This window comes from Brevundimonas sp. UBA5936, assembly GCA_002430835.1.
In the GTDB taxonomy this organism is placed as follows: domain Bacteria; phylum Pseudomonadota; class Alphaproteobacteria; order Caulobacterales; family Caulobacteraceae; genus Brevundimonas.
Map to the genome: position 1 here is coordinate 22,457 of DJDA01000132.1, position 26,001 is coordinate 48,457.

General features: G+C 66.1%; 25 protein-coding genes and 1 tRNA gene. 12 read left to right on the forward strand and 14 right to left on the reverse strand.

Annotated features, from left to right (window positions below; translation table 11 throughout):
• Positions 1-17: 17 nt before the first annotated feature.
• The 3 genes from rfaE2 to B2Y21_RS13810 are packed head-to-tail and all read left to right on the forward strand — an operon-like array spanning position 18 to position 3,579.
• On the forward strand, positions 18-1,478 hold the full coding sequence (rfaE2, locus tag B2Y21_RS13800) for a D-glycero-beta-D-manno-heptose 1-phosphate adenylyltransferase (protein ID WP_292060402.1): 1,461 nt from the start codon (positions 18-20) through the stop codon (positions 1,476-1,478).
• Positions 1,475-2,476 carry an ADP-glyceromanno-heptose 6-epimerase gene (gene rfaD, locus B2Y21_RS13805; RefSeq protein WP_292060403.1) on the forward strand — a complete coding sequence of 334 codons (1,002 nt, stop codon included), beginning with the start codon at positions 1,475-1,477 and terminating at the stop codon, positions 2,474-2,476. The genes rfaE2 and rfaD overlap by 4 nt, the downstream gene beginning before the upstream one ends.
• Entirely contained in the window at positions 2,476-3,579 is a 1,104-nt protein-coding gene (locus tag B2Y21_RS13810; RefSeq protein WP_292060404.1) for a DUF3089 domain-containing protein, read from the forward strand. The genes rfaD and B2Y21_RS13810 overlap by 1 nt, the downstream gene beginning before the upstream one ends.
• 21 nt (positions 3,580-3,600) lie before the next feature.
• Here B2Y21_RS13810 and B2Y21_RS13815 read toward each other — a convergent pair whose 3' ends face one another.
• The 7 genes from B2Y21_RS13815 to B2Y21_RS13845 all read right to left on the reverse strand — a co-directional run bounded on the left by B2Y21_RS13815 (position 3,601) and on the right by B2Y21_RS13845 (position 11,384).
• A complete protein-coding gene (locus B2Y21_RS13815; protein WP_292060405.1) occupies positions 3,601-3,978 on the reverse strand; it encodes a response regulator in 378 nt (125 codons plus the stop codon).
• The gene (locus B2Y21_RS13820) at positions 3,975-5,480 is read right to left on the reverse strand and encodes a sensor histidine kinase (RefSeq protein WP_292060406.1); all 1,506 of its coding nucleotides are present in this window, start codon (positions 5,478-5,480) and stop codon (positions 3,975-3,977) included. Before B2Y21_RS13820 ends, B2Y21_RS13815 begins: the two co-directional genes overlap by 4 nt.
• A gap of 94 nt (positions 5,481-5,574) precedes the next feature.
• Complete coding sequence (locus B2Y21_RS13825; protein WP_292060407.1) at positions 5,575-6,705, reverse strand: endo-1,4-beta-xylanase; 1,131 nt, start codon at positions 6,703-6,705, stop codon at positions 5,575-5,577.
• Positions 6,706-6,865: 160 nt separating this feature from the next.
• Complete coding sequence (bcsS, locus tag B2Y21_RS13830; RefSeq protein ID WP_292060408.1) at positions 6,866-7,591, reverse strand: cellulose biosynthesis protein BcsS; 726 nt, start codon at positions 7,589-7,591, stop codon at positions 6,866-6,868.
• 93 nt (positions 7,592-7,684) lie between these two features.
• Positions 7,685-8,821: an NAD-dependent epimerase/dehydratase family protein gene (locus B2Y21_RS13835; protein ID WP_292060409.1), complete on the reverse strand. Its 1,137-nt coding sequence runs from the start codon at positions 8,819-8,821 to the stop codon at positions 7,685-7,687.
• Positions 8,822-8,831: 10 nt separating this feature from the next.
• Positions 8,832-10,277 carry a glycosyltransferase family 2 protein gene (locus B2Y21_RS13840; protein ID WP_292060410.1) on the reverse strand — a complete coding sequence of 482 codons (1,446 nt, stop codon included), beginning with the start codon at positions 10,275-10,277 and terminating at the stop codon, positions 8,832-8,834.
• A gap of 78 nt (positions 10,278-10,355) precedes the next feature.
• A complete protein-coding gene (locus tag B2Y21_RS13845) occupies positions 10,356-11,384 on the reverse strand; it encodes a UDP-glucuronic acid decarboxylase family protein (protein WP_292060411.1) in 1,029 nt (342 codons plus the stop codon).
• A 427-nt stretch (positions 11,385-11,811) separates the two neighbouring features.
• On the opposite strand from B2Y21_RS13845, the gene B2Y21_RS13850 reads away from it, so the two are divergent.
• Positions 11,812-12,120: a DUF2834 domain-containing protein gene (locus B2Y21_RS13850; protein WP_292060412.1), complete on the forward strand. Its 309-nt coding sequence runs from the start codon at positions 11,812-11,814 to the stop codon at positions 12,118-12,120.
• A 67-nt stretch (positions 12,121-12,187) separates the two neighbouring features.
• Here B2Y21_RS13850 and B2Y21_RS13855 read toward each other — a convergent pair.
• The 5 genes from B2Y21_RS13855 to B2Y21_RS13875 form a co-directional block, all read right to left on the reverse strand.
• A tRNA-Val gene (locus B2Y21_RS13855) sits at positions 12,188-12,262 on the reverse strand.
• 86 nt (positions 12,263-12,348) lie between these two features.
• Positions 12,349-13,422: a GSCFA domain-containing protein gene (locus B2Y21_RS13860; RefSeq protein ID WP_292060413.1), complete on the reverse strand. Its 1,074-nt coding sequence runs from the start codon at positions 13,420-13,422 to the stop codon at positions 12,349-12,351.
• On the reverse strand, positions 13,419-14,300 hold the full coding sequence (locus tag B2Y21_RS13865; protein WP_292060414.1) for a WcbI family polysaccharide biosynthesis putative acetyltransferase: 882 nt from the start codon (positions 14,298-14,300) through the stop codon (positions 13,419-13,421). The genes B2Y21_RS13860 and B2Y21_RS13865 overlap by 4 nt, the downstream gene beginning before the upstream one ends.
• A gap of 87 nt (positions 14,301-14,387) precedes the next feature.
• On the reverse strand, positions 14,388-15,677 hold the full coding sequence (locus B2Y21_RS13870; protein WP_292060415.1) for a dicarboxylate/amino acid:cation symporter: 1,290 nt from the start codon (positions 15,675-15,677) through the stop codon (positions 14,388-14,390).
• A 256-nt stretch (positions 15,678-15,933) separates the two neighbouring features.
• A complete protein-coding gene (locus B2Y21_RS13875; RefSeq protein WP_292060416.1) occupies positions 15,934-16,620 on the reverse strand; it encodes an HAD-IA family hydrolase in 687 nt (228 codons plus the stop codon).
• Positions 16,621-16,695: 75 nt separating this feature from the next.
• Here B2Y21_RS13875 and glmU point away from each other — a divergent pair, with 75 nt between their 5' ends.
• The 6 genes from glmU to B2Y21_RS13905 all read left to right on the forward strand — a co-directional run bounded on the left by glmU (position 16,696) and on the right by B2Y21_RS13905 (position 22,493).
• A complete protein-coding gene (glmU, locus tag B2Y21_RS13880; RefSeq protein ID WP_292060417.1) occupies positions 16,696-18,048 on the forward strand; it encodes a bifunctional UDP-N-acetylglucosamine diphosphorylase/glucosamine-1-phosphate N-acetyltransferase GlmU in 1,353 nt (450 codons plus the stop codon).
• A complete protein-coding gene (gene rpiA, locus B2Y21_RS13885; RefSeq protein ID WP_292060418.1) occupies positions 18,045-18,728 on the forward strand; it encodes a ribose-5-phosphate isomerase RpiA in 684 nt (227 codons plus the stop codon). The genes glmU and rpiA overlap by 4 nt, the downstream gene beginning before the upstream one ends.
• A gap of 217 nt (positions 18,729-18,945) precedes the next feature.
• Positions 18,946-20,343: a glutathione-disulfide reductase gene (gor, locus tag B2Y21_RS13890; RefSeq protein ID WP_292060419.1), complete on the forward strand. Its 1,398-nt coding sequence runs from the start codon at positions 18,946-18,948 to the stop codon at positions 20,341-20,343.
• Between the two features lie 94 nt (positions 20,344-20,437).
• Positions 20,438-21,181 (forward strand): class I SAM-dependent methyltransferase, encoded by a 744-nt coding sequence (locus B2Y21_RS13895; RefSeq protein ID WP_292060420.1) that lies wholly within the window; start codon positions 20,438-20,440, stop codon positions 21,179-21,181.
• A gap of 83 nt (positions 21,182-21,264) precedes the next feature.
• Positions 21,265-22,164: a 3-hydroxyisobutyrate dehydrogenase gene (mmsB, locus tag B2Y21_RS13900; RefSeq protein ID WP_292060421.1), complete on the forward strand. Its 900-nt coding sequence runs from the start codon at positions 21,265-21,267 to the stop codon at positions 22,162-22,164.
• Positions 22,161-22,493 (forward strand): hypothetical protein, encoded by a 333-nt coding sequence (locus B2Y21_RS13905; protein ID WP_292060422.1) that lies wholly within the window; start codon positions 22,161-22,163, stop codon positions 22,491-22,493. The genes mmsB and B2Y21_RS13905 overlap by 4 nt, the downstream gene beginning before the upstream one ends.
• Here the strand turns inward: B2Y21_RS13905 and B2Y21_RS13910 are convergent.
• Complete coding sequence (locus B2Y21_RS13910) at positions 22,490-23,581, reverse strand: agmatine deiminase family protein (protein WP_312203913.1); 1,092 nt, start codon at positions 23,579-23,581, stop codon at positions 22,490-22,492. The two genes, B2Y21_RS13905 and B2Y21_RS13910, sit on opposite strands and share 4 nt — an antisense overlap.
• Before the next feature lie 178 nt (positions 23,582-23,759).
• Between B2Y21_RS13910 and hemA the strand changes: the two genes are divergently transcribed.
• Both hemA and B2Y21_RS13920 read left to right on the forward strand, forming a co-directional pair.
• Positions 23,760-24,986, forward strand: a complete 1,227-nt coding sequence (hemA, locus tag B2Y21_RS13915) for a 5-aminolevulinate synthase (protein ID WP_292060424.1) — start codon at positions 23,760-23,762, stop codon at positions 24,984-24,986.
• The gene (locus tag B2Y21_RS13920; protein WP_292060425.1) at positions 24,983-25,171 is read left to right on the forward strand and encodes a DUF6898 family protein; all 189 of its coding nucleotides are present in this window, start codon (positions 24,983-24,985) and stop codon (positions 25,169-25,171) included. Before hemA ends, B2Y21_RS13920 begins: the two co-directional genes overlap by 4 nt.
• A 9-nt stretch (positions 25,172-25,180) precedes the next feature.
• Here B2Y21_RS13920 and B2Y21_RS13925 read toward each other — a convergent pair whose 3' ends face one another.
• Positions 25,181-25,930, reverse strand: a complete 750-nt coding sequence (locus B2Y21_RS13925; RefSeq protein ID WP_292060426.1) for an IPTL-CTERM sorting domain-containing protein — start codon at positions 25,928-25,930, stop codon at positions 25,181-25,183.
• Positions 25,931-26,001 lie beyond the last annotated feature (71 nt).

Consider the following 26,001-nt stretch of genomic DNA (forward strand, 5'->3'; position numbering starts at 1 on the left):
TCCGCTAGTTCGGCGTCATGGCTGAACGTTCTCTCGATCTCGGCGCCCTGCAGTCCCTGCTGGAGCGCGTGCATGACCTGAAGGTCGCCTGCGTCGGCGATCTGATGCTGGATCGCTATGTCTATGGCGAGGTCAGCCGCATCTCGCCCGAGGCGCCGATCCCCGTCCTGCGCGCGCGCCGCACCGTGGCCATGCCCGGCGGCGTCGGCAATGTCGCCCGCAACGTCGCGGCCCTGGGCGGTCAGGCCCGTCTGGGCGCCGTCGCGGGCGATGACGCGGCGGGCGCAGAGCTGGCCGATCTGATCGCCGCCGAGGACCGGGTCGAGGACGCCCTGATCCGCCCCGCAGGCGCCGCCACCATCGTCAAGACGCGCTTCGTCGCCGCCGGCCAGCAGTTGCTGCGCCTGGACGACGAGGCCGCGCTCCATTCCGGCTATGCCGACCGGGCCGTGTTTCAGGGCGCGGGCGCCATCCTGCTGTCCGACTACGCCAAGGGCGTGGTCGACGACGGCGCCGTTCAGGCGGCGCTGTGGGCCGGGGCCGAATACGGCGCGCCGGTCATCGTCGATCCCAAGGGCCGCGATTTCGCCCGCTACGGCGCGGTCGACGTCATCAAGCCGAACGCCAGTGAACTGGCGGGCGCCACCGGCCTGCCGACTGAGACGGATGAGCAGGTCGAAGCGGCGCTGGCGGCCCTGCTGGCCTCCACCACGGCCAAGGCCGTCATCGTCACCCGCGCGGGCAAGGGCATGACGCTGGCGCGGCGTGGCGGCGGCGTTACCCACTTCCCCGGCCGGGCGCGCGAAGTGTTCGACGTCTCGGGCGCGGGCGACACCTGCCTCGCCGCGCTGGGCCTCGCTTTGGGCGCGGGCGCGACGCTGGAGCAGGCGGTGCAGTTCGCCATCCTCGCCTCGGGCGTGGTGGTGGGCAAGAGCGGCACGGCCGTCGTCACCCCCGCCGAACTGATCGAGGCCGAGATGAGCCAGCACGCTGCGCTCGCCCAATCCAAGGTCACGCCGCTGGACGAACTGGCCGATCAGGTCGAGGCGTGGAAGCGTCAGGGCCTGAAGGTCGGCTTCACCAACGGCTGCTTCGACATCCTGCACCGCGGTCACGTCGCCTATCTGAGCCAGGCGCGCAGCTGGTGCGACCGGCTGGTGGTGGCGCTGAACACCGACGCCTCGGTGCGCCGCCTGAAGGGCGAGGGTCGTCCCGTCAACGATCTAGACAGCCGCGCCGCCGTCATCGGCGGTCTGGCCAGCGTCGATCGCGTCACCGCCTTCGACGATCCGACCCCCATGGCCCTGATCGAGCGGCTGAAGCCCGACGTGCTCATCAAGGGCTCGGACTACACTAAGGACAAGGTGGTCGGCGCCGCCGAGGTCGAAAGCTGGGGCGGCGAAGTCCGTCTGGCCGACTTCGCCGATGGCTATTCCACGACTAAGACCATCGAGAAGATGACCGGAGACAAAGCATGACGCCCAGAATGATCGTCGTCACGGGCGGCGCGGGCTTCATCGGCTCCAACATCGTCGCCCGCCTGTGCGAGAGCGGCGCCTGGGACGTGGTCGTCTGCGACCGGCTGGAGACGGCCGACCTCGCCAAGTGGAAGAACATCGCCAAACACCCCATCGCCGACCTGTGGGCGCCTGAAGAGCTGTTTGACCAGCTGGAGCGTCACGCCGACCGGATCGAGGCGGTGATCCACATGGGCGCCATCTCTTCGACGACCGAGCCGGACGCCGACCTGATCCTGCGTACCAACTTCAGCCTGTCGCGCGACATCTGGGACTGGTGCGCTGTGCGTAACGTGCGGATGATCTACGCCTCCTCGGCCGCCACCTACGGCGACGGCGAGGCCGGGTTCGAGGACCGCGACGATCCTGAGAGCCTGAATGCTCTGCGCCCGCTAAACGCCTATGGTTATTCGAAATATCTGTTCGACCAGTACGCTGTGCGTCAGGCCGATCGCGACGAGGCGCCGCCTCAGTGGGCCGGGCTGAAGTTCTTCAACGTCTATGGCCCGAACGAGGGCCACAAGGGCGGCATGAAGTCGGTCGTCGCCCAGATCTGGCCCAAGGTGCAGGCGGGCGAGACGGTCAGCCTGTTCCGCTCGCACAACCCGAACTATCCCGACGGGGGCCAACTTCGGGACTTCGTCTTCGTCGACGACGTGGTCGGCATCATCCTGTGGCTGCTTGAACGCGAGGACATCTCGGGCGTGTTCAACGCCGGGTCGGGGCAGGCGCGCTCCTTCGCCGATCTGGCGCGCGCCACCTTCGCGGCGGCGGGTAAGGAACCGTCCATCGCCTATGTCGACATGCCCGAGGCGATCCGAGACCGCTATCAATACTTCACGGAGGCCAGCATGGATCGCATCCGCGCCCTCGGCTACGGCGGCCAGTCGACGCCGCTGGAAGAAGGCGTGCGCCGCTACGTCCAGGATTTCCTGGCTCAGCCGGACCCGTACCGCTGATGCTGCCCAGGCTGACCTTTCGCCAGTGGGTCGGCTATGCGGGATTCGCGGTCGTCCTGGTGCTGACGGCGGCGGTCGCCGTCTGGCGCGGCGACATTCTGCGCGCCGGGCTGGACCCGCAGATCCCGTTCCAGACCTACAAGCCCCCGGCGGCGCCCGATTACGGGTCTGAAGACGCCTGGGCCCTGCTGAACGCCCGTGCGCCGGGCGCGGGTCAGGCGCACGTCTTCTTCGTCCACTCCACCACCTATGACGGCGGCAGCGACTGGAACGGGGCCATCGACGACCGCCGCGCCCTGGCCAAGCTGCGCACTGTCGTCCTGCCCAACTACGCCGGGCCGTTCGCCTCGGCGGGCGACGTCAGCGCGCCCCTGTATCGTCAGGCCAGCCTCTACAGCCGCCTGACGCTGCGCGAGGACGCGCGTGAGGCGCGGGCCTTCGCCTATGGCGACATCGAGACCGCCTTCGACCGCTGGCTGGCGCAACGGCCTGACGGTCCGATCGTCCTGGTCGGGGTGGAGCAGGGCGCCGATCTGGTCGACCGTCTGCTGCATGATCGGGTGGCCAGGGACGCTTCGCTCAAGGCGCGTCTGGTCGCCGCCTACCTGGTCGAGGGGGTGACGCCGGTCAGCCGCTTCACCCACACGCCCCTTTGCCGCACGGATGATGAAGTCGGCTGCGCCCTGTCCTGGCGCGCGGTCGAGGAGAACGGCGAGGGCGAGGCCAAGCGCGTCATCCGCCGCGCCCTGACCTGGAACAATCGCGGGGCCCTGATCGAGGTGGAGGGCGCGCCCATCGCCTGCGTCAACCCGGTGACCGGATCGGTCGACGCGCCCGTGTCCGAGGCGCGAGAGAGCCGGGGCGCCACCAACGCCACCAATCTGGAATGGGGCGCGCGGCCTGCGCTTCAGCGCCGCCTGGTTGCTGCCGAATGCAGGGAGGGCATCCTGTGGCGCTCGCGCCTGAGCTCGGAATCCTTCCGCACGCCGGTGTCCTGGGCAGATCAGCGCCGGATCCCGGCCTACAACCTCTTTTACGCCGATATCGAGGCGGACGTGCTGCGCCGGCTCAAGGCCTGGGAAGAGGCCCGCGCGGCCGCCTGAGAGAGCTTCAGGTGGCCGCCGTCAGACCATGCTCATGTTCAGGGCGGCCATCAGGGCGTCGCGGATGGCGGCGTCGGTGAAGGGCTTCTGCACCGTGGGATTGCCGCGCCAGTGCTCGGGCAGGCCGCTTTCGCCATAGCCGGTGGAGAAGACGAAGGGGACGCCCCGCGCCTTCAGCGCCTCGGCGATGGGAAACACCTCCTGGCCCGCCACATTGACGTCCAGCAGGGCGGCGTCGAGATCGGTCTCGCCGGTTGCGACGCGCAGGCCGTCGCCGACGTTCGATTCCGGGCCGATAACGGTGCATCCCATGTCGCCGAGAATGGTCTCCAGCAGCATGGCGACCAGGGACTCATCCTCGACGATCAGCACGCGGCGGCCTGAAAGCACGTCGGTCATAGGGTTTCCGTTTCCAGAGGCAGGCTGATCTCGGCGCGGAAGCCTTCGGGCGGATAGGAGAGCTGCACTGTTCCGTGCAGATCGTGGCGCACATTGCGCTCGATCAGGCGGGTGCCGAAGCCACGCCGTTCCGGCTCGGGGATGGGCTCGCCGCCCGCCTCGCGCCAGGTGATCTCGAGATGGGGCGACTTCTGATCGATCAGTCGCCAGTCGACCATGACGCGGCCCTCGCCGGAGGTCAGGGCGCCGTATTTGGCGGCGTTGGTGGCCAGTTCGTGGAAGATCATGCCCAGGGACACCGCGCGCGCCGGCGACAGGGCGACATGCGGCCCGTTCATGGTCAGCCGCCCGATGCCGTGGGCCTGGGTCTCATGCTCCAGCACGGCGCGCAGGTCGGCGCCTTCCCAATGGCTGCGGGTCAGCAGGTCGTGGGTGTGCGACAGGGCCAGGATGCGGGACTGGAAGGCGGCGGCGAAACTGCTGGGGTCTTCGTGCGTGCGTGCGGTCTGCATGGCGATGGACTGGACCGTGGCCAGGGTGTTCTTCACCCGGTGGTTCAGCTCGTCGATCATCAGCTTCTGGCGTTCGGCGGCCAGCACCACGTCGGTCACGTCGTGTCCCTGAACGAAGATGCCGACGATCTGTCCCTCGTCGTTGCGAATGGGCTGGTAGGCGAAGTCGATGTAGCGGTGGTCCAGCGGTCCGTCCTGCGCGTGCCGCAGGGCGAAGGCGCGTTGGCGGCCATAGACCGGCTCGCCCGTCTCATCGACGTCGTTCAGGAAGTCCAGATGGCCCTGATCGCTCAGCTCGGGCAGGGCGTCGCGCACCGGCTGGCCCAGAATGTCGCGATGGCTGACCAGGCGATAGCAGGCGTCATTGCAGAACTGGATCATGTGGTCGGGGCCGTTCAGCACCGCGACGAAGCCCGGCGCATTCATCAGCATGTCGGTGAGCTGCTTGCGTTCGGCTTCGAGGCGCTGGTTGTTGGCCTCGATTTTTACGGCCCGCCGGAACACCTCGTCGCCGATCATGGCGTCCAGGGCGGAGGTCTGGTCAGCTTTCCCGACGGCCTTTTGGCGCAGTCGCAAGAGGTCGGTCACATCGCTGGTGTGCTGAAGGATGTGCGTGACCTGGCCAGTGTCGTCCTTGATCGGCGTGTGGGTGCAGCTCCAGAACCTGTCATCGAAGATCGGCGTGCCGTCGGGGCCGGGCGTCAGGACCGGATAGTGCAGCACAGCAAGATGATCCGGCTCTCCGGTCGCCAGAACCTTGTCGAAGGAGGCGCGCAGACGGCGACCCTCTTCCTCGCTGTCCTCGGCGCCGCCGGGTGCGAAGATGTCCATGACGTGATGGCCGATCAGTTCATCGCGCTGGCGATGAGTGACGTCCAGATAGGCCTGGTTCATGCCCGCGAAACGCAGGTCGCGGTCCAGCAGCATATAGGGATTGGGAGAGGAGTCGAACGCCGCCACCAGATCGATTGTTTTGGCGAGCTTCCGCAAATCCAACCCCCTCTCACTGCGTCCCTAACGCGGGATAAGCGGAAAGGGTGCCAGTTTCCTGGCCTGAAAATGCAGCAAAAGTAAAGCTTGGGGGCTAGGCGCTCAGGCGCAGCGCCTCAGATAGGGCGTGGTACATGGGCTTGGGCCGGTAATCCACGTCATAAGGCAGGCCGCGGTTGGGCGGAGCGTCCGCGTACTGACGTTGTGGCGGCTCGGACAGCCAGGAGTGGCGGTCGCTCAGGCCCCAGGTGACGACGCCGCGCACCTGCGGGAAGGCCAGCATGGTCTCCAGATAGCGGCGCGTCTCGTCGGCCACCTTCTGATCGCGCGCGGCGGCCGTGCCGTGGAAGCTGGATTCCTTGACGTCCAGTTCGGTGACGGTGATCTCCAGCCCCAGGTCGACCAACTGCTGCGTCATATCGCGCAGGCCCTCGGCCGCCAGCGGTCCCTTGGACAGGTCCAGGTGCGCCTGAACGCCTATGCCGTCCAGCGGCGCGCCCGAGGCGCGCAGCCGTCGCGCCAGGGCGACGATGGCCTTGCGCCGGGCCTGATCCACCGGGTTGTCGTATTCAAAGCCGTAGTCGTTGACGACCAGATGGGCCTTGGGCGCGAGGGCGCGGGCCTCTTCCAGCACGCGCTCGATGTAGGTCGGGCCGAAGGCGCGGTGGAAGACGTTGCGTTTCAGGCCCCCGGCGCCGCCCTGGGTGTCGATTGGTTCATTGATGACGTCCCAGTCGTGAATGCGATCGCCGTATCGCTTGAGCACCCGCTCCAGATGCCCGGACATCAGCGACCAGTCGCGGCGTCGCAGCATCTCCTGCCTGGCCCAGTCGGGCGTGCCCTGGTCCCACAGCAGCGTATGGCCGCGCACCTGCATCCCGTGGCGTTGCGAGAAGTCGAGCAGGTCATCGACCGGGGCGAAGTTGAACTCCCCCTTGCGCCACTCCAGCGAATTCCACTTCAGGTGGATTTCGGGGGTCAGCACCTGGCAATCGCGCAGGACCGCGCCGCGCAGTTCGGCGTTCTGACGCAGTTGCTCGGCCCGCACGGCGGCCCCGAAATATCGGCCCTGGGCGCTGGCGGCGTCGGCGAGCGTGGCGGCGGTCTTCACAGGCGGAGGGTCCAGCGGAAGGCCTTCGCGCACGGGACGCCACGCGGCCAACCCCAGGGCGGGCGCGAGCGCGGCGGCGCCGATGAAGGCTCGTCTGGTGGGTCGCGGCAGCATTCGGCTGCACCTCCTCGAGGAACGCGAGAAGGCTGCCTTACTACGCTTAACTTCTCGTTAAGGCGCAATCTTAAGAGGCGTCAGGGACAGGAAGTTGGGCGTGAAAACGGTGTTTCCATGAGCTGAGCCGCTTTATCCAAGCTCTGCTTCGCCGCCTGTTCTAGAAGCTGCGATAGAAACCGACCCGAAGATAGGCTTGGGAATCTCGTTCATCGCCATCGCTCAGGCCGACAGAAACTTGGATTTCTGAGCGGTCATTCAACTTGAACCCGGCGACAGGGCCGATGTGATAGGCGTTGTAGTTGGTGTCGCCTTCAGCCGCGATCTCCATGCCTACGCGCACGCGGCCGGACGATCCGACCTGATGGGTCAGGCTGGCCAGGGCGTTGTAATCGTCTACCTCAAAGCCGTAGGAGCCATACCAGTCGACCCGCCAGGGGCCGGAGACATGACCGCCGTCTAGCGAAATGATGACGCCGCCTTGGCCGCCGTCGCGACGATTGCCGGGATCGGCGGGGCTGAGGTCCGTATCGACATAGCGGTAGCCCACGCCGACGCTGCCCCAGGTCGGCCCGCTGCCGAAGCGATAGATCAGCTCCGCCTGGGCGCCGGTGAAATCGGCGTCGATCTTGTTCGGACCCGAGTTGTAGTCGTAGCTGCCGGTGTAGACCGAGCCGCGCACCGCAAAGCCCTTTGAATCGACCGAGCCGGGCAGGCCGATCGTCGCCCCGGCATAGGCGCTGTCGGCGACATCCAGCTGGCCGCCCGCGAACACGGTCACATCGCTTTGCGCCGAGGCCGGCGCGGCCCAGGCGACGCCCGCGCACGCCAGGGTCGCCGCCGCCAGGGCGGGCAGGGATGTCATCGGGCGTCGATGGTGAGGCATGGGTCGGTTCCTTGCGAAGTATCGAACGCGCCAGATGCTGGCGACGCCGGCGGCAGGCACTTCAAACGCATACAGAACAGGGGGCGAATGCTGTCAGACGACCAACCTTCCCCTGGCCAGTTGTTCCAGACTTTCGGCGCTGCGGTCAACGGGGGCGCGCGCGTGGGACACCCAGGAAATCAACTCCTCCATGCCCTCGTCCATCGACCGTCGAGGCGTGAAGCCGAAGGTGCGCTCGATCTTGGAGATGTCGCCGAAGCAGTGACGGATGTCCCCGACCCGGTAACGGTTCAGCACTTCGGGCGCGATGTTCTTGCCCAGCAGCCGGGCCAGAACGCCTGCGATCTCATTGATCGAGACGGGCGCGCCGCTGCCGACGTTGAACACGTCCCAGATCTCGCGGTCGTCATCCAGCACGGTGGCGAAGGCCTCGGCCACGTCCTGCACATGGACGAAGTCGCGCATCTGCCGCCCGTCCTCGAAGACCAGCGGCGGCTGGTCGTTCATCAGCCGTGAGATGAAGATGGCCGCCACCCCCGTATAGGGATTGCTCAGCGCCTGGCGCGAGCCATAGGCGTTGAACAGCCGCAGGGCCACGGTGGGAATGCGCAGGGCGCGCCCGACCGACAGGAACATCTCCTCATGGTCGCGCTTGTTCACGGCATAGATGGAGTTCGGCTGCAGCAGCTTCTCTTCCGGCGTAGGGCAGGGCTCCAGCGGCTCGCCGTCGACCATCAGATCCCAGTGACGCGCCTCCAGCTGAGCGTGCGGGCGGATGTCGGTGGTCACATGGGCGCCGGTCGAGGGGCGGACGTAATCCCCCTCGCCATAGATCGACATGGACGAGGCGACGGCGATCCGCTCGACCGTGTGCGGGCGCTGGGACAGGGTCTCCAGCACGACGGCCGCCGCCATGACGTTGTTGCGGGTGTAGTCGACGATGTTGGTCATGCTCTGGCCCACGCCGACTGAGGCGGCGAGGTGGGCCAGGTGGGTCACGCCGTTCAGGGCCGCTTCGAACACCCCGTCTTCCAGCAGGTCGCCCTTGATGCGGCGGGCCCGCGCGTCGAGGTAGACGGGCCACCCGTCCGCATCCAGTTCGGCGTCGCCGTGAACCTGGGGCGAAAGACTGTCCAGGACCGTCACCCGATAGCCGCGCGCCAGCATGGCGTCGACCAGGTGCGAGCCGATGAAGCCCGCCCCGCCCGTGATGAGAATGTGCTTGTCCATGATCGTCTGCTTAGTGCTGGTGGTGACGAAGGGCGCCGAACTCATCCAGCTTGGTGCGGACGAGGGTGTTGTTGGCGTCGATCTTCTCGGTTCTCTGCCAGGCCAGGCCGCTGTCCCGCAGATACATGACGAAGCCCAGCGTCAGCGGGATGATCCAGACGCACCACCAGACCATGATGAAGATCGGATTGACCATCAGCATGTAGCCGATGCGCGCGCCCGCGCCGTCCAGCACCAGGTCGGTCCGCCGCCACGTCTTGATGTAGAGGCCGATCATCAGGATCGAGAAGGCGACGATGTTGAAGATCGACAGGATCACCAGCCACAGCGGCAGGAAGTCCGCGCCCTGGAAGAACCGCCAGGCCGCCCAGACGCCCAGGGGAATGCCCAGGGTGTTCACCCACATAGACATGCAGGGCAGGAAGTTCATCCACACGCGGACCCGTTCGCCGAAGCTGAAGTCCATCTCCTTCAGCGGTGTCGTCAGGCTCTGGAAGAAGCCGGCGACCCAGCGTTTCCTCTGGGTGATCCCTTCGCGGAAGGTCTCGGGCACCTCTTCGATCAGCGAGCCTTCGATGATGCCCAGCGTCCGGCCGTTCTTCCAGAAGCGCTGGCCGACCTCCGGGTCTTCGATGGCGATCCACGGGTGGAAGCTGCCCAGTTCGATCAGGTCGTCGACCTTGAAGAACAGCCCCTTGCCCAGCACCCAATAGGGTTGCTTCGGATCGGACAGATGGCCGTATTTGGCCCCGTCCCACGTCATGTGGTCGAAGGCGTGGAAGGCGGCGGCCAGACTGGCGTTCAGATTGCCCGCCACATTGCGCGCCTGCAGAACGTCGAACCGGCGCAGGCCGATGGCCGCAGCCTTGAAGTGGTCGGCCGGGGGGCAGCTGTCGGCGTCGATGTAGTCGATCGTCAGCCCGCTCTTGTCCTTATAGGTCTCGGCCACGTGATAGGTGGCGTAGATCAGCTGGCGCGTCTTCTTGGGCGGCAGATCCTTGACCCCGGCCCGCTTGCCGCTGTGCCACCAATAGGCCTTCGGATTCCGGTCCCAGGCGTTCCACACCATGTCCCAGCTGGCGTCGCTGGTCGGCGGCACCGCCAGGATCTCGACGAAGGGATAGGCCCGGCTCAGCCGTTGCAGGCTGGCGATGGTCTCGGCGTCGTTGCTGTTGGGGATGGCCAGGACGCGATAGCGGTCAGCGGGATAGTCCAGCTTGGCCAGAGACGTGAACGTCGTCTCCATCGTGCTCTCCAGCTCCCGCAGAACGGGATACAGCAGGACGATGAAGGGATAGTCCGCCTGGCTGGCCGGCAGGGGCTCGCTCATGTCCACGCGCTCGACGCGCAGCGAGCGGAAATACATCTCCAGCAGGAAGCTGCCGAGATAGAGGATCTGGGAAAGAGCGAACAACCAGACCAGCAGGGTCGCCCAGTTCGGATCTTGAGTGTTCATCACGCCGCTCGCCCAGTTATTTGCCCAATAAGTCGGTGGTGGTTGCTCTGTCCTGTGGTGTTCCGTCGGTCCGTCGTCTCACGATGCGGCGGCGCCGCGCTGGGCGACTTTCTCGCCCTGAAGCTCGGCGGTGAAATAGGCTATGGTCTGCTCCAGTCCGTCCTGCAGCGGCACCTGGGGCGACCAACGCAGGTGGGTCAGCGCCCTGGAGATGTCGGGCTTGCGACGGCGCGGATCGTCAATCGGCAGCGGGTGATAGACCAGCCGCGAACGTGAGCCGGACAGGGCGATGACCTGCTGGGCCAGTTCATTGACCGTGATCTCGCTCGGATTGCCGATGTTGACCGGCCCGTCGATCTCCTCGTCCGTCTCCATCAGTCGGATGAAGCCCTCGATCAGATCGTCGACGAAGCAGAAGGAGCGCGTCTGCTCGCCGGTGCCGTAGATGGTGATGTCATTGCCCGCCAGGGCCTGAACGATGAAGTTCGACACCACCCGTCCGTCGTCGGGGTGCATCCGCGGTCCATAGGTGTTGAAGATACGCACGATCCGCGTGGTCAGGCCGTGCTGCTGGCCGAAGTCCGTCACCAGGGTCTCGGCGAACCGCTTGCCCTCGTCGTAGCAGGAGCGCGGTCCCACCGTGTTGACGTTGCCGCGATAGCTTTCCACCTGCGGGTGGATTTCCGGGTCGCCATAGATTTCCGAGGTCGAGGCCTGAAAGAACCGCGCGTTGTCCGTCGCCGCCCGCTTCAGCAGGTTGAGCGTGCCGAGCGAGCAGGTTGTCGCCGTCTTCACCCGATCATACTGGTAATGAACCGGGGAGGCGGGGCAGGCCAGATTGTAGATCTGATCGAACCGGCCCAGCGCGTCGTCCAGCGGCTCATTGATGTCCTGCGCCACCAGCTGGAAGCGATCCGAACTCATCAGATGAGCGACGTTCGCGTGCCGGCCCGTATGAAAATTATCAATGCAGGTCACATGATGGCCCGCGTCGATCAGCCGCCCGCACAGGTGTGAACCCAGGAAGCCCGCGCCGCCGGATACGGCGATGCGCTTGGCGTTTTTTGCGTCGTGCTGCGGCGCGTAAGAAAAGCGAGCGTCCGTCATCGCCTTCAGCCTTGATGGTTGTTTACAATTGCTTGAACAACGCTACCTGCTTACTGTATTCGCGTGACAGGGGAGATCGCATGACCCCCGACGTCGCCGACAATGGCGTTAACCGTTTGTTAAGAATTGAGTTCCATTTCGACGCCTCATATGCGTCAAATTTTTGCCCGAATCTGCCATAGTTGACGGCGAAAGCGGCATGAAGCGGGGGTGGCAGGCCCGACGAACGCTCTGCAGCGGTTGGGATCGCCGGGCCTGGGACTTCCGCCTCTCACCCTGAGGCGAGATCATGTAATCACCCCACGCGGCGCGGCGTCATCTTGTCGGAAATACTAGGCCTCTCACCATCGCGCCTGCGCACATGAAGGCTGGTTCGAAGGGCGGTCCGACGCCTAAGGTGACGCTTCTGGTTGCAACGGAGAGCAGCGTGACCGTCAGACACTTCTATCTGGGCATGGCGGTGGTCGGCGCCGTCGTCCCTTGGCTGTTCTTCGGTTCGTTCTTCTTCGAGAACGGGCCCGATGCTCCATTGTTCTTGAGGTCGCTGTTCGCGAACGGCGCGGCCGGCGGCTTTTCCGCGGACGTCCTGATCTCGATAGCGGTCTTCCTGGTGTGGTCCTGGCGGGATGCGTCCAGGAACCATGTCAGCCGCTGGTGGCTGGTGCTTCCGGCGAGCTGCCTGGTCGGGCTCTCGCTCTCCCTGCCGCTGTATCTCTATCTACGAGAGCGACCTTGAACGGTGCACGTGAACCGAAGCCCTACTCGTCCACGGCGGCGGCGAAGACTGTTTTTATGAGAGAAAATGGTGGACGCGACAGGGATTGAACCTGTGACCCCCTCGGTGTGAACGAGGTGCTCTCCCGCTGAGCTACGCGTCCGCCTGGAACGGGGCGGTCAGTGACTGCGCCGTCGGGAGGCGGGGACATAGCCCGGCCTTTGGGGGCATGCAAGCCCAAATGGACGATCAGGAAGAGAAACCGCCCGCACGCAGGGCGCGCTCGATAACCTCTTCATCGCAAACGACATCGGCGTCGGTTGGCGTCGATGCTGGGGTGGTCGGCCCTGCGTCGGCCGGTTCGTCGCCGCTCTCCAGGAAATGCCGCGAGAAGACGCGCATGACGTGGGCGACGCCGACCTCTCGGACGGATCGCAGGTCGGGTTCGAAATAGCTCCCGCGACTATGGGCGGACGTGATGATTTCGAAGGAGGGGAAATAGCAGACCGAGGGATTGCCCTGGGCGATCTCGCCGGCTGCGACGCGCAGCACCGCCTTGGAATAGGTGGTGGCGCTCAGGACGTGCTGGTCATCCTGGTGTGTGGCGATCAGGGGGACGGGTGAGACCGTCAGAACGATCCGGACGTTTGGATTCACTCTGGTGATGCGGTCGCAGAAGGCCTGGAGATCCTCGCTGACGTCTCGGCATGTGAAGTTCACCTTCTCGTGCCGCCCAGGGTCAAAGCCGCCGCCGGCGACGCCGGGCGCGGTGGCGAAGACGGCGCCGTCCTCAAGGCTGCGCCATGCTTCGGTGAGCCCCAAGGTGAAGACAATGACGTTCGCCTCGCTGAACACCCGGCGGACATGAGCGAGGTGGGCCTGCGCCGCGTCCCGCACGGCTTGTGGCGAAACGAAGCCTGCGGGCTCGATCAGGGGACGGAAGGGGTCCACGAAGACCCCGTCGCGCGTCCAGACGTCTTCGCTGGGTTGAAAGGCGTCGAAGGCCCGGTCGAACAACTGGACCGCCTGTCGGACCGTGTAGATGTTGCCGTATCTGGCGGAGAACACTCCATAGTGCCTGGCGGCGGCCTCTTCGGCCGACAGTTCGCGCGGCGCCGTTTCCGAGACGAAGTAGTTCAGGCCTGACCGCTGCAGATGGCGGGCGATATGTTGGGCGAAGCAACTGCCCAGCGTCGCGACCTTCATGTCAGGCGTGATGCGGAACGGGCTTTCGACCATGGGATCGAGTTGCCCCGGCGCGGCCCAGGACACGGCGCGTGACCAGAAGCAGTGATCGGGCAGGCTGCGATAAGGATTGGTCATTGGGGGCTGACTCGTTCAGGCAGAACGCGATCGAACAACGCCCTGTCCATCCGAGAAACCTCCCACTCGGCGCTGTCGGCGCCCTCATAGGCCGCGTAGCTGGCGCCAACGAAGTCTGCGGGCGTGCGGTAAAACAGTCCGGCGCCGATTTTCCATAGATAGGCGCCGCGCAAGCCGTAATGATCAGCAACGCCGGGGTAGATCGGCCAGATGGTGTCCAGCGCCAGCGTGTCCTGGATGCTTCGCTCAATCGGCATGGACAGAAGGCCTCTATCGCCGGTGATCTGGTGCGCGATCAGCTTGGCGAGGCGGGTCACAGCCGGAGCGGTCGGGTGGTTGAACGAGTGCATGAAGGGCGAAAGCTCCATCATGGCTGGAAAGAAATCATCGAAATCCAGGTCGCCAGCGTCGAAAAGGGCCCTAAGGCTCATGACCGCCTGCGCCCAGCGGCCGACATAGCCGATCCGCGCAAAGGTTTCGGGCGTGAACAACTGGGCGCATTGCTGCGGGCTGACGCCGTTCTGATGGCACCAAAGAACGATGGCGGAGTGGTATTCAGAATCCCCAACGCCCTTGATGAGTGTTCCGGCGGCGTTTCGCGCATAGGCGATATCCGGATGATAGGCGTCGAAGATGAGTCTCGGGATGCGGATCGTCTGGATATGGGCGCCCAAGTCGACGATGCTCTGATCGGTCACGCCCGTCACCCATATGTCGACATGGGCCAGGCGCTGACCGACTTCATGCGATGACATGTCGAGGAACGAGCGCATATGCGCGGTCTCGATCTCATGGTCGGGCAGAAGCGCCTTGAGAGAAAGAGCGATCCCCGCCGTCATACAGTTGCTGGAGACGAGGATGACGCCCGAATTCTTCATTACGACCAGTCTGCTAGAGGCAAGCGGCGAACGCTGAGACGGCCGCAACCTAGCGACCGTCGCGTCGTCCGTCTAACCCCGCCCTGATCAGATTCCCGCCGCCCGCGCGCCTTCCGGGGTTTCGCTGTCCGGATCGCCGGGCAGCCAGGCGACATGGCCGTTGTAGATGTCCTGGTTCAGGAGGCCTTCCTCCTTGGCGACCAGGACGGGCACGACCATCTGGCCGGTGACGTTGGTGGCCGTGCGCATCATGTCGATGATGCGGTCGATGGCGATGATGTAGCCGACGCCCTCCAGCGGCAGGCCCGCCGTCGACAGCGTCAGGGTCAGCATGACGATGCTGGTCCCCGGCACGCCCGCCGTGCCCAGCGACCCCAGCACCGCCGTCAGGCCGATCAGGATGTACTGCGTCAGCGTCAGGTCGATCTGGAAATACTGGGCGATGAAGATGGAGGCGATGGCCGGATAGATGGCGCCGCACCCGTCCATCTTCACATTGGCGCCCAGCGGCACGGCGAAGGCGGCGTAGGCCTGGGGCACGCCCAGCCGCTCGACCGTCTGGCGCAGGGTGACGGGCAGGGTGCCCAGCGACGAGGAGGTGGCGAAGGCCGTCTGCATGGCCGCAGCTCCGCCGCGGAAGAAGCTGACGACCTTCAGCCCGTGCAGCTTCAGCAGGCCCGAATAGACGACGAAGATGTGGAACAGGCAGGCCGCGTAGATGGCGAAGATGAACTTGCCCAGCGGCAGCAGCGCCTCCCAGCCATAGCCGCCGACGACTGAGCCGATCAGGCCGAACACCCCGAACGGCGTCAGCTGGATCACCCAGCGGGTGATGCGGAACACCAGTGCCGCGCCCTCATCCACCAGCCTGCGCGCGTTCTGCGCCCGGTCGCCCAGCGCGACCAGCGCCGCCCCCACCAGCGCCGAGAAGAAGATGATCTGCAGCACCTTGCCTTCGGTCAGGGCGGCGAAGGGGTTGGTCGGCACGACGCTCAGCAGCACCTGCAACGGCGTCGGGATCTCGCGCGCCTTGACCTCGCCCAGCGGCAGGTTCGACAGGCCGACGCCCGGATTGATGATGTGTCCGAACGCAAAGCCGACCAGCACCGCCAACAGGGAGGTGATGGCGAACCAGACGATGGTCCGCACCCCCAGCCGCACCGCGCCGACGCCTTCGCCCAGCTTGGCGATCGAACTGGCGATGGTGAACAGCACCAGCGGCGCCACCACCATGCGGATCAGGTTCAGATAGACGTCGCCGATCGGCTGCAGCCAGACGGGCGCCTGCTCCCGCAGGATTAGGCCGGCGAGGATGCCCAGGACGAACCCGGCGGCGGTGCGTTGCCACAGCGGAATGGCGAAGAAGCGACGAAGCATGACGACCCTGGGAGGAGGAACGGGTCGGTCTATGTGTTTCGCAAGCGCGAAGACGGCAACAGCCGCAGAGGCGGTTGAGGAGGAGAAGTTCTAATGAAGCCTTTAGTTTTCCTTCTCCCCTTGTGGGAGAAGGTGGCCCGTCAGGGCCGGATGAGGGGTCTCTCGACATAGACCGACGAACGATGATTTGCGGGTCGGCGCAACCCCTCATCCGTCAGGCTCCGCCTGCCACCTTCTCCCACAAGGGGAGAAGGATTCAGTACATCACCTCGGCCAGCGCCTCTTCGAACTTGTCATAGTGGTCGATCATCACATCGCCGCCCAGTTCCGCGTGCGGCACGTCGTTGTAGCCGAAGCTGACGGCGATGCAGGGCGCGCCCGCATCCTTGGCCGCCTTGGTGTCGGTGGTGCTGTCGCCGACCATGACGCAGCGCGCCGGATCCCCGCCCGCCTTCTGCACCGCTTCGATGATGTGGGCGCCGCTGGGCTTGCGGGCCGAGACGACATCCGGCCCAGCGATGAAGGCGAAGTGGCGCGTCAGCTTCAGCGCCTCGATCAGCGCCACCGACAGGTCCGTTCGCTTGTTGGTGGCGACGCACAGGATCGCGCCGCGCGCGCTCAGCCGGTCCAGCGCCGCGACGCAGCCGTCGAACGCCACGCTGTGATCGGCGATGTGGGCCGTGTAATCCTCGATGAAGCGCTCGAACAGGCCGGGGGCGTGGGCCTCGTCCCAGACGGCGCCCGCTTCCATGAAGCCGTGGCGCAGCATGGCCATGGCGCCGTGTCCGACCAGATGCCGGGTCGAGGACATTGGCACGGGCGGCAGCTCATACTCCGCCAGCATCCGGTTCAGCGTGCCGATCAGATCCGGCGCCGAATCCACCAGGGTGCCGTCCAGGTCGAAGGCGATGGTCCAGCCTTCCAGGTCGCGCTCAATGCTCACTCATCTGTCTCCCGGCTCGCGAAGACCCCGGCAATGGGCTAGATCGCAGGCAACGACAAGCCGCCGGATCGATTCATGACCGCACCCCATCCTCGCGCAGCTATCATCCTCGCCGCCGGCCAGGGCACGCGCATGAAGTCGCCCCTGCCCAAGGTGCTGCATCCGGTCGGCGCCCGCGCCATGCTGGACCACGCCATCGACGCGGCCGAGGCTCTGGGCTGCGAGCGCATCGTCGTCGTGGTCGGCTCCCACTCGCCGGAAGTCCGCGCCCATGTCGAGAAACGCCTCGGCGCCGACAGCATCGCCGTTCAGGATCCGCCGCTGGGCACCGGCCACGCCGTGCGCGCCGCCGAGGCCGTGCTGGGCGACTTCATCGGCCAGGTGGTCGTCACCTACGGCGACGTGCCCCTGCTGAAGGCCGCCGACATCGAGCCCGTCTTCGCCGCCCATGAAGGCGTCACCGTCATCGGCTTCGAGGCCCGCGACCCCGGCGCCTACGGCCGCCTGATCCTCGACGGCGACAGCCTGCTGGCCATCACCGAGGCCAAGGAGGCGTCGGCAGATGTTCTGGCCGTCACCGCCTGCAACTCCGGCGTCATGGCCGCCCCGGTCGGCCTGCTGTTCGAGCTATTGTCCGAGGTGACGAACGACAACGCCAAGGGCGAATACTACCTGACCGACGTGGTCGAACTGGCGCGCAAGCGCGGCGCTCCGACCCGCGCTGTCTTCGCCGCTGAAGACTCTGTCATGGGCGTCAACGCGCAGGCCGAACTGGCTCAGGCCGAGGCCCTGTTCCAGAAGACCCAGCGCGATCATTTCCTGGCGCAGGGCGTGACCATGAGCGCCCCCGACACCGTCCACTTCGCTTGGGACACGGACATCGGCGCGGGCACGACCATCGAGCCTTTCGTCGTCTTCGGCCCCGGCGCCAAGGTGGCCGAGGGCGCGCGCATCCGCAGCTTCAGCCATATCGAGGGCGCCAAGGTCGCGACCGGCGCCGAGGTCGGCCCCTACGCCCGCCTGCGCCCCGGGGCGGATCTGGGCGAAGGCGTCAAGATTGGCAACTTCGTCGAGGTCAAGAACGTCCGCATGGATGCGGGCGCCAAGGCCAATCACCTGGCTTATCTCGGCGACGGCCATGTGGGGGCGAAGGCCAACATCGGCGCGGGCACGATCTTCTGCAACTACGACGGCTTCTTCAAACATCGCACGACGGTGGGCGAAGGGGCCTTCGTCGGCTCCAACTCGTCGCTGGTCGCTCCCGTGACCATCGGCGCAGGCGCCATGGTCGGCTCCGGCTCCGTGGTGACGAAGGACGTCGCGCCCGGCGACCTGGCCCTGGCGCGCGGCCAACAGACGACGAAACCGGGCTGGGCCGCCCGCTTCATGGACACCATGCGCGCGAAGAAGGCGGCGAAATCCCAATGAGCGACCTGCAGAAAAAGAACGCCGGCGAAGCCGCCGCCCAATACGTCGAGGCCGGGATGGTCGTCGGCCTGGGCACCGGCTCCACGGCCGCCTGGTTCGTCAAGGCGCTGGCCGCCCGCAACCTGCCGGACCTGCGCTGCGTCCCGACGTCCGAGCGCACCGCCGACCTGGCGCGCGAGCTGGGTCTGACCCTGTCGACGCTGGAGGACACGCCGAAGATCGATCTGACCGTCGACGGCGCCGACGAGATCGGCCCCGGCCTGGCCCTCATCAAGGGCGGCGGCGCGGCCCTGCTGCGCGAGAAGTTGGTGTGGGAGGCGTCCGCCCGCTGCATCTGCATCGCCGACGCGGCCAAGGTGGTTCCGGCGTTGGGAACCTTCCCCCTGCCGATCGAGGTCGTCGCCTTCGGCCATAAGACGACCGCCAACCGCATCGCCGACGTGCTGGCCGATCATGACATCGCCTCGCCCGCCCGCGTGCGCGAGGCCGAGCGCGGCCTGATCCGCACCGACGGCGGCAACCTGATCTACGACGCGGCCTGCAAGCTGATCGCGGACCCGGCTCGTCTCGCCGCCGACCTGAAAAGCCTGACCGGCGTGGTCGAGCACGGCCTGTTCCTCGACCTGACCGACCTGGCCGTCATCGGCACGGACGAAGGGGTCGAGACGATCAACCCCTGATCCAACCCCGCTCATCCCAGCAAAGGCCGGGCCAGCAAAGGTCGGGCCAGCAAAGGCCGGGCCATCAAAGGCTGGGGATGAGCGAAGAGTGGAGCGTCGTCTTGCCCCCCGTCGCCCCGGCGCCTAAGTCGGGTCAGCGCTGCGGCCCAGCCGCGCGGATTTCAGACGATTCAGACGAATTGGACTCATCTTTTCGGGTCCATTCCCGGAGAGCCCGATGGCCCAATACGATTACGACCTCTTTGTCATCGGCGCCGGTTCGGGCGGGGTGCGGGCGGCGCGGCTGACGGCGCTGGGCGGCAAGAAGGTCGCCGTCGCCGAGGAATACCGTGTCGGCGGCACCTGCGTCGTGCGCGGCTGCGTGCCCAAGAAGTTCATGGTCATGGCTTCTGAAGTCAGTCACGCCCTGGAGATCGCCGAGGGCTACGGCTGGTCCTTCGATAATGCGAAATTCGACTGGCCGACCTTCCTGCACGCCAAGGACGTCGAGATCGCCCGCCTGTCGGGCATCTACGCCGCCAACCTGGCCAAGGCGGGCGTCGATCTGGTCCACGGCCGCGCCGTCCTGAAAGACGCCCACACCGTCGAGATTCTCGCCAAGGAGGGGGGCAAGAACCAAACGATCACCGCCGAGAAAATCCTGATCGCCACCGGCGGCCGCCCGTGGAAGCCGGAAAGCCTGACCGGCATCGAACACGCCATCACCTCGGAAGAGGCCTTCCACCTGCCCGAACTGCCCAAGCGCATCCTGATCGCGGGCGGCGGCTATATCGCGGTGGAGTTCGCGGGCATCTTCGCCGGTCTGGGCGTCGAGACGACCCTGATCTATCGCGGCCCCAACATCCTGCGCGGCTTTGATGACGACGTGCGCGCCCATCTGGCGGGCGAAATCGAGAAGCGTGGAATCAAGGTCATCCTCGGTTGCCAGCATTCTTCGATCGAGAAGACCGAGACCGGCCTGGTCAACCACCTCGAAAACGGCATGAAGATCGAGACCGATGTGGTCATGTTCGCCACCGGCCGCGCGCCCCACGTCAAGGATCTGGGCCTCGAAACCGCCGGGGTCGAGCTGAACGACGACGGCGCCGTCAAGGTGGACCAGCATTCCAGAACGACGGCTGACAACATCTGGGCCATTGGCGACGTCACCGATCGCATGAACCTGACTCCTGTCGCCATCCGCGAGGCCGTGGCCTTCCACGAGACGGTCTATAAGAACAATCCGCAGAGCTTCGACTATGAGGCTGTCGCCACCGCCGTCTTCAGCCAGCCGCCGGTCGGCACCGTCGGCCTGACCGAGGCCGAGGCCCGCCACGCCTGTCCGGGCGAGGTGGACGTCTACGTCACCCGTTTCCGGCCGATGAAATACGCCTTCACCGGCTCGGACGAACGGGTGCTGATGAAGCTGGTGGTGGATGGCGAGACCCAGCGCGTCGTCGGCTGCCACATCGTCGGCCCCGACAGCCCCGAGATGATCCAGCTGGCCGCCATCGCCGTGAAGGCGGGCCTGACCAAGGCCCAGTGGGACGCCACCTGCGCCGTCCACCCGACCATGGCCGAGGAGCTTGTCACCCTGAAGGAGAAGCAGGTTCCGGCCTCCATGTCCGCCGGTTGATCGCGAGACGGGGCGGCTTGCCAGCCGCCTCATCCGCGCGCCTTATGCCGTCCGAAGGCCCCGGCCGGGGCAGCAAGAGATCAAGGAGTTCATCATGAAGCCGCATCTGCTCGCCGCCGCCGTCGTCGCCGCCTTACTGAGCGCCGCGCCCGCCTTGGCCCAGAACGCCGCCGCGCCCGCCTATCGGGCCGCCGTCGCCGACACCCTGCGCCCGGCGGATGAAGTGGCCCGCGACCCCTTGCGTCATCCGGCCGAGATGCTGGCCTTTGCTCAGGTGAAACCGGGCCAGCGCATCGCCGACATCCGTCCCGGTGCCGGTTACTTCAGCCGCCTGTTCTCGCGCGTCGTGGGCGAGGGCGGTCATGTCTACGCCTTCGTGCCGAACCGCACGGCAGAGCGCGAGAACCCGCGCGCCGACGCCCTGGTCGCCGCCTATCCCAACGTCAGCCGCGTCAACGGCGACCTGGACGCCATGAGCTTCGATCAGCCGCTGGATCTGGTCTTCATGAGCCAGGAATATCACGACTTCCACATCCCCCGTTTCGGCGTGGACGTGGCCAAGATGAACGCCGACATCTTCAAGGCGCTGAAGCCCGGCGGCCTCTATGTCGTCATCGACCACCAGGCCGCGCCCGGCGCCGCCAACACCGTGGTCGAAAGCCTGCACCGCATCGAGGGCGCCCAGCTCCGCAAGGAGGTCGAGGCCGCCGGTTTCGTCTTCGACGGAGAGAGCACAGCCGTCGCCAACTCGGCCGACGACCACAGCCTGAACGTCTTTGACGAGGCGATCCGCGGCAAGACGGATCAGTTCGTCTATCGCTTCCGCAAGCCGAACTGAGGCGTCTCGTCTCAAATTGGTGACTGGCGAAGCGGGACGGGCGGCGCTAACCCTCGGCCAAAATCCATAAGGGAAACGCACAGATGACTCGCATCGCCTTCATCGGCCTGGGCAACATGGGCGGCGGCATGGCCGCCAATCAGGCCAAGGCCGGGCATGACGTGGCCGCCTTCGACCTGTCGCCCGCCGCGCTGGAGCGCGCCGCCGAGGCCGGGTGCCGCACCGTCGCCTCGGTCGCCGAGGCCGTGAAGGACGCCGAGGTGGTCATCACCATGCTGCCCGCAGGTCCGCATGTGCTCGGCGTCTATTCCGACCAGATCATCGGCGTGGCCCCGGCCAGCGCCCTGTTGCTGGACTGCTCGACCATCGACGTCGAGACGGCGCGCAAGGTCGCCGGTCTGGCCAAGGAAGCGGGCTACGCCTTCGCCGACGCTCCGGTATCAGGCGGCACGGCGGCCGCCGACGCCGGGACGCTGGCCTTCATGGTCGGCTGCGACGAGGCCGACTTCGCCCGCGTCGAACCGGCGCTCGATCCCATGAGCCGCATCACCATCCGCGCCGGCGACCACGGCGCCGGTCAGGCAGCCAAGATCTGCAACAACATGCTGCTGGGCATCTCGATGATCGGCACGTGCGAGGCCATCGCCCTGGCCGAGAAGCTGGGTCTGGAGCCGGAACGCTTCTTCGAGATCGCGTCCAAGTCCTCGGGCCAGTGCTGGAGCGTCAGCAACTACTACCCCTGGCCCGGCCCGGTGCCGACCGCCCCGTCGAACCGCGAATACGAAGGCGGCTTCGCCACCGCCATGATGCTGAAGGATCTGAAACTGGCCCAGGACGCCGCCGCCAAGGCGGGCGCCACGACGCCGATGGGCGCCCAGGCCGAGGCCCTCTACGCCCTGTTCAACGGCCTCGGCTACGGCGGCAAGGACTTCTCCGCCATGGTCCAGATGCTGCGCGGCCGCATCGACACCCTGGCGCAATGACCGAAGAACCGCCCCTCTACCACGAGGACGTCGTCGGCTATCGCCAGCCGATGGTGACCTCGATCGGGATCATCATGGGCTTCCTGCTGGCCTTTATGGCCAATTGGGCAGTCAGCGAGGAAGAGGGGCGGGTGCTTCAGGACGCGGTTGACTGGCTGGTCGCAGTCACCATCCTGATTAGTATTTCGCTGATGGTCGTCACCCTAGCCCGGTTGCTCGACAATCGGGTGCGCGAAGACGTCGGTCGGCGCTACCACACGACCTATCGGCTCTACATCGCCTCCATGACCGTCGGTCTGGCAGGACTGATCGCCGCCCTGATCATCTAGGCCGGCTGCTGCTGCGTTGCGCAGTGGATGCCGCCGCCCGATGCGCCGAGAGCATCGATGTTGAGTTGCACAATTCGTCGTCCCGGATAAAGGGACGCCAGCACGTCGCGCGCCTCGTCATCCGCAGCCTGATCGCCGAACTGGGCGGCGATCACGGCCCCGTTGCAGACGTAGTAGTTGACGTAGCTGGACACGAAGTCGTCCGACGTCCCGCGAATGTCGATCGGTTCCGGCAGCCGCACGATCTCCAGCGGACGCCCGCGCGCGTCCGTGGCCCGCTGGATGATCCCAAGGGTTTCGTGGGCGGCGGCCGACCAGGGGTCGTCAGGGTCCACCTCGTCATCGATCTGGATCAGCACCTGTCCCGGCGCCGTGAAGCGGGCCAGGGCGTCGATATGATAGTCGGTGATGTCCTCGCCCTTGATGCCCGGCGCCCAGATCATCTTCGTGGCGCCGACGGCGGCGCCCAGCCGATCCGCAATTTCATCCGCGCTCAGACCGGGATTGCGGTTGTTGTTCACCCAGCAACTGGCGTGGGCCAGCATGGTCCCAGCGCCGTCGTGCTCCAGACCGCCCTGTTCGCCGATCACGCCGCTGTCGATCAGCGGCAGGCCCAATCGCGCCGCTACGCGCTCGGCGATCAGGCCGTCGTTGCGATGGCGCTGCTTGTTGCCCCAACCGTTGAAACGGATGTGGGCGACAGCCAGTTGCCCCGCCGCATCCTTGACGAAGGTCGGGCCGCTGTCGCGGCACCACAGGTCGTCGGTTGGAATGTCCCAGAATTCAACCGCACTGCTGAACTTGGCGCGGTTCAGACCGCGCGCGCCGGGCGCCGCCATCATGGCCACAGGCTCGTACTCGCTGATCGCATTGGCGATAGCCAGGATGTTCGCCTGCACGGCGGCAAGGTCGCGGGCGCCATAGACATCGACGCTGACGGGCCACTGCATCAGGGTCCGTTGATGTGGGGCGCTTTCCAGAGGCATCTCATAAGCTGGACGCGGAGCGCTGGATGACGGCGCTGCGCAACTCGCCGTTCCGGCCCCGAGTGCAGCCAGTCCCGTCTGCATCATATGTCGTCTGTTCATGACCTCAGACTACGCCTGGACGCTGGCGCCGCAAAGCGTGGCCGTTGCTGCCGTTGCAAGTCTGAGAATCGTTATCAATTAAGGGGTTGGGACGTTTTGTCCGGCTCCTGACATGGACAAGACAGGGCGGTGCGCGCAATTAGGCCGCGAAAGCTGCATAAGCGAAAGAAGCGCCGCCTTGTTCGACTATAAGTCCGCCTTTCAGAACTCTGTGGAGCAGGTCCGCAGCGAGGGTCGCTATCGCGTCTTCGCCGATCTGAAGCGGGTGCGCGGCCAGTTTCCTCGTGCAGTTCGTCGCCGCGAGGACGGCGCCCAGCAGGACGTCGTCGTCTGGTGCTCCAACGACTATCTGGGCATGGGCCAGCATCCGGTCGTGATCGACGCCATGCAGGCCGAGATCGAACGCACGGGCGCCGGGGCAGGCGGCACGCGCAACATCTCGGGCACCACGCGCTCGGCCGTGGATCTGGAAGCTGAACTGGCGAGCTGGCACCAGAAGGAAGCGGCCCTGCTGTTCACCTCGGGCTATGTGGCCAATGAGGCGACGCTGTCGACGCTGCAGAAGATTCTGCCGGGCCTGATCACCTTCTCGGACGCCCTGAACCACGCCTCCATGATCGCTGGCATCCGCAACGGCGGCGGCGAGCGTCACATCTTCCGCCACAACGACCTTGAACACCTTGAGGAACTGTTGGCCGCCGCGCCGGCAGATGCGCCCAAGCTGGTCGCCTTCGAGAGCGTCTATTCGATGGACGGCGACATCGCCGACATCGCCGGCACCATCGCCCTGGCCAAGAAATACGGCGCCCTGACCTATCTGGACGAGGTTCACGCCGTGGGCCTGTACGGCGCGACCGGCGCGGGCGTGGCCGAGCGTGACGGCGTGCTGGACGGCATCGACATCGTCGAATGCACCATGGGCAAGGCCATCGGCGTCATGGGCGGCTACATCGCCGCCGACGCCGTGATCGTGGACGCGGTGCGCAGCTGGGCCTCGGGCTTCATCTTCACCACCAGCCTGCCGCCCGCTCTGACCGCCGGGGCTCTGGCATCTGTCCGTCACCTGAAGGCGCACCCGGAACTGCGCGACGCCCATCAGGAGCGCGCCGCCACCCTGAAGCGTCGCCTGACCGAGGCGGGCATTCCCGTCCTGCCCAGCGTCAGCCACATCGTGCCGGTTCACGTCGGCAATCCGGTGCACTGCAAGCTGATCTCGGACATGCTGCTGGAAGAGCACGGCATCTACGTCCAGCCGATCAACTATCCGACCGTGCCCAAGGGGACCGAGCGCCTGCGCTTCACCCCCTCGCCGGACCATGACGACGCCATGATCGACAAGCTGGTCGAGGCGATGGACAAGCTCTGGTCCCACTGTAACGTGGCGCGTCGTCCGGTCGCCGCATGACGCGCGACCCCGAACTCGGCGAGGTCATCGTCGAGTTCGTCCGCAACGGAACCTATGTGAAGTGCTCGGTCGTCCATGTGGCCACGGGCGTCGAGGTCTCGGCCATGGGGCCGGCCCTGGAGCCGCGCGCGGTTGAACGGGTCGCCATCGCCAAGCTGAAACGCGCCCTGGCGACCCGTCGCTGAACTTTGGCGTCAGGCGGTCTGACGACGGCGGTGCAGTTTCAGAGCCGCGCCGCCGGCTAGCAGAACGCCCAGCAGGATCATCGCCCATTCCGACAGGGTCGGCACCGGCGCGGGCGGCGCGGGCGGGGTGAGCGACATGGTGACTGTGCTGGCTTGAGCTTGAGAAGCGCCCTCGGTCGGGGTGACGGTCGTCTGAATGCAGCCGGCGCCCGGCGTGTTGGTGGGCGCATTGCTGACGGTTCCACGGGCCGTGCATCGGGCGTTGTTGTCGACCGAAACCGCAGGGTGGATCGAGGTGAAATAGATCGTCGATACGCGCGTCTGGAGGTCGTTCGACGGCATTATCGAAACACTGTAGGGCGCGCCGTTTGTCCGGTCGAACTTGAACTCGAAGGCCGTGATGACGCCGCTGGCGTCGGTGCTGACATTGGCGAAGTTGATCACCATTTTGGGATCAGGGATGCCGGCGTTCAGCAGGGTGTAGGTGTTCTGGCCGTCGCTGAGCTGGAAGTCGTCGATCATATGGCCGACGTCGTCTGTCTGAACGTCAAGGTTGGGGGCCAGCGGGCCGAAGAAGGTGATTGTCCCGCTCAGGCGCTGGCCCGCGCCATAGGCCTTGCACACCCCCACCGGGCAGGCCGTGGAGTCGGTGATCGCGGTGTAGGGCTCGCTCTGGACGTAATAGGTGACCGGGGCGGCAGCCGCCTGGGTCGCCATAAGGCTCAACGCCGCCACGGCGTATCCGATCAACTGCTCCATGGTGCTTTCCCCTGATTTGGGCGTCACCTTAAAGCTTGACGTTATTTCGCGCACTCAAATTGTAACATAGG